A 2,726-nucleotide genomic window follows, 5' to 3' on the forward strand; every position below is an offset into this window, starting at 1 on the left:
TTTTTGCGTTCATCCGTATTATTCGTCAGCAACGGTAACTAATGCGGTTATTTAGCAAACATCCGCAGAGCAATTACATCCGCAATATCGCTGTCCAGAAAAGGGGCCAGCGGGACCAGATCGCTGATGTTCCCGCTGTCTATCACCTTCTGTGCACATTCATTCAGCAGTTCTTCGCTCAGAAATGAGGCCAATGGGACCAGATCACTAAGGGTTCCGCCTTCCATCGCCTTCCGCGCACATTCATCCAGCACTTCATCGCTCAGAAACGACGCCAATGGGACCAGATCGCTGAGCGTTCCGCCTTCCATCGCCTTCCGTGCGCATTCATCCAGCACTTCATCGCTCAGAAACGGAGCAAGCGGCAACAGATCCCTGAGTGAGACTTTGTCCTTCACTTGTTCGAATACCTCCCCAATCTGCTCCATATTAAGTAGCGGTGCGACTTCGGAAAGCTCATCTACGGATATCTCATGCTGCTGCAGGTATTCTCCGGTTTTGTTGCCCAGCATACTTGTAATTAGCCGGCTTCCTTTTCCTTCTTCAAGAATCTCTTCAATGCTGACATCGAAAATCTCCGCCAGCTGCGGCAGCTTCGCAATATCCGGCATGCTTGTTCCGCGTTCCCAGTTGCTGACCGCCTGGTAGCTGATGCCCAGCTTGTCCGCCAGCCCCATTTGCGTAATCCCCGTCTGCCCTCTCAACTTGGCGATATTGCGGCCTACCTTCAACATATCAAACATGGCTTCCACCCTTTCGGTTAACATGCTTTTAGTGTAGTGGAACACCCAAAAAATGTATATCAAGCGTTGCTTGAGTCCTCCCGCTTCCCGCCCTGGACGCGGTTTCGAAAGACGGTGACAATGACGACCGCAGCGATAATAATTACTGCGGCGGCCCAGGTTCCGGCGGTAAGCTGCTCACCGGCCAGCAGCCAGCCAAGCAGGACGGCAACGACCGGATTCACAAAAGCATAGGTGGAGACAAGGGACGGTTCCGCATTTTTGAGCAGCCAGATATAAGCTGTATATGCGACAATCGAGCCGAATAAGACCAGGTAGCCAAAGGCAAGATACGAGCGGGCGGTAATTCCCGCGACCTCCAGCTCCCCCCAGTCTCCGGTGAAATAGGAGAAAATAATCAGCAGGACGCCGCCGGTCAGCATTTGCGCCGCGGTCGACATCAGCGGGGAACCCGGCAGCTTGGCGCTGCGCGAATACATTGAACCGGCTGCCCAGCTGATCGAAGCCGCAAGCAGGGCAGTGATACCGATGATATCGAAGCCTTTACCGGCAGCACTGCCCTGTCCCGGTTGAAGCACCAGCACGGCGATGCCGAGGAAGCCTAGAACAATCCCGGAAATTACTCCTGTGCCGGGGCGCTTGCCGTTTTTACCAAACCAGCCGAGCAGCATCATCCAGACCGGAACGGCCGCAATGATTAAGGAAGCTACCGACGAAGACACCCTCTGTTCCGCCCAGGCCACCATACCGTTGCCGCCAAGCAGCAGCAAAGCACCTACAATCACGGCCGAACGCCATTCCAGGAATCCGGGACGCCGGGCGCCTGTTAATCTGGAGATGATATAGAGCACCAGTCCCGCTGAGAAGAAGCGGGCTCCGGCCATCAGAAAGGGCGGCATACTCTCAATCGCTACCTTCATGCCCAGATAGGTGCCTCCCCAGAATAAATAGACGGCTACCAGCGCCAAGCCTTCTATGTAGAGCGAACTGCTTGTTTTACCGGCGCGTGGTGCTTTGGCCTGGACTTTAGCGGTCTGACTCATGATTCCCCTCCCTATGAATATTAGCTTTCTATATTATTACAAAGCGTGCTACATTCCCTTCAAGCCGTCTTCATAGATAGTGGATAACACAAAGGTGGTCGACGTTTCCTTCACTTCGGGGATTTTGACAATTTCATCAATCAGCAGCGTAATCTGCTCCGGTGAGCCTACCCGCACTTTCAGCATCATGCACCACTCCCCGGCCATCCGCAGACATTCCATCAGGGTTACCCCCGGAATCTCCATCTCTACTATTTTGTCCGCAACCTCCTGAAAATACCGGCTGACCACCTTCACCGAGATGACCACCTTGATCTTCTGATCCAGCCGGCTCCAGTCGATAAGCCCTCTATAGCCTTTGATAATTCCGCTTTTTTCAAGCTTAGCAACCCGCTGATGAACGGACGGCCGCGAGATATGCAGCAGTTTGCCGATCTCCTCATGAGACAGCCTTCCGTTTCGTTCCAGCAGCGTGAGAATATTATGATCCAGTTCATCCATTGGCCCATCCTCCTGGAAAAATTATAGCATGATTTATTTCTTCATAAACGATTCGTACACACCAGCAATCAAACCCAAACGAATCGTATGATACATCCCTGAAATATTGCCTTTTTGTCATAACACAAGCACTATCCGCCCTAAAAAATAACGATCCGTAAGCCAATGTTCCCCTTTTCCCTACGCAAAAAACCCCCTCATGACAGCAAACAGCGGAAGGACATCCGATCTCTTGGCTGTTTCCCTGAGGGGCTCTTAGGCATCTTTCAATCTAATAGATTTATGGCCTGTTGATCATCTGACTTATGGAATCTTAATTATCGTCCGTACTGTGATATCTAAGTGGAATTTCTCCACCAAAATCTCTCTCAAACACACGCAACAAGCTTATAGTGGAAAATTTTCCTGATGATTTCCTCGTTCGGCCCGCTGGCGGCGG

3 protein-coding genes are annotated in these 2,726 nt (G+C 51.7%); all 3 read right to left on the bottom strand.

Annotated features, from left to right (window positions below):
- Window positions 1-47: 47 nt before the first annotated feature.
- From AQR02_RS29610 to AQR02_RS29620, 3 genes are read right to left on the bottom strand one after another with little or no spacing between them, the layout of a single operon-like run.
- Window positions 48-743, bottom strand: a complete 696-nt coding sequence (locus tag AQR02_RS29610; protein ID WP_209444346.1) for a helix-turn-helix domain-containing protein — start codon at window positions 741-743, stop codon at window positions 48-50.
- Window positions 744-802: 59 nt separating this feature from the next.
- Window positions 803-1,786: an EamA family transporter gene (locus AQR02_RS29615; RefSeq protein WP_054943900.1), complete on the bottom strand. Its 984-nt coding sequence runs from the start codon at window positions 1,784-1,786 to the stop codon at window positions 803-805.
- 48 nt (window positions 1,787-1,834) lie between these two features.
- Window positions 1,835-2,287 (bottom strand): Lrp/AsnC family transcriptional regulator, encoded by a 453-nt coding sequence (locus AQR02_RS29620; protein ID WP_054943901.1) that lies wholly within the window; start codon window positions 2,285-2,287, stop codon window positions 1,835-1,837.
- Window positions 2,288-2,726: the final 439 nt, after the last annotated feature.

The sequence above is a fragment of the Paenibacillus ihuae genome, from assembly GCF_001368795.1.
In the GTDB taxonomy this organism is placed as follows: domain Bacteria; phylum Bacillota; class Bacilli; order Paenibacillales; family Paenibacillaceae; genus Paenibacillus_AQ; species Paenibacillus_AQ ihuae.

Excerpts from the sequence above, each read along its gene's own strand:
- AQR02_RS29610 (WP_209444346.1), bottom strand. The coding sequence starts at position 743 with ATGTTTGATATGTTGAAGGTAGGCCGCAATATCGCCAAGTTGAGAGGG.
- AQR02_RS29615 (WP_054943900.1), bottom strand. The coding sequence starts at position 1,786 with ATGAGTCAGACCGCTAAAGTCCAGGCCAAAGCACCACGCGCCGGTAAA.
- AQR02_RS29620 (WP_054943901.1), bottom strand. The coding sequence starts at position 2,287 with ATGGATGAACTGGATCATAATATTCTCACGCTGCTGGAACGAAACGGA.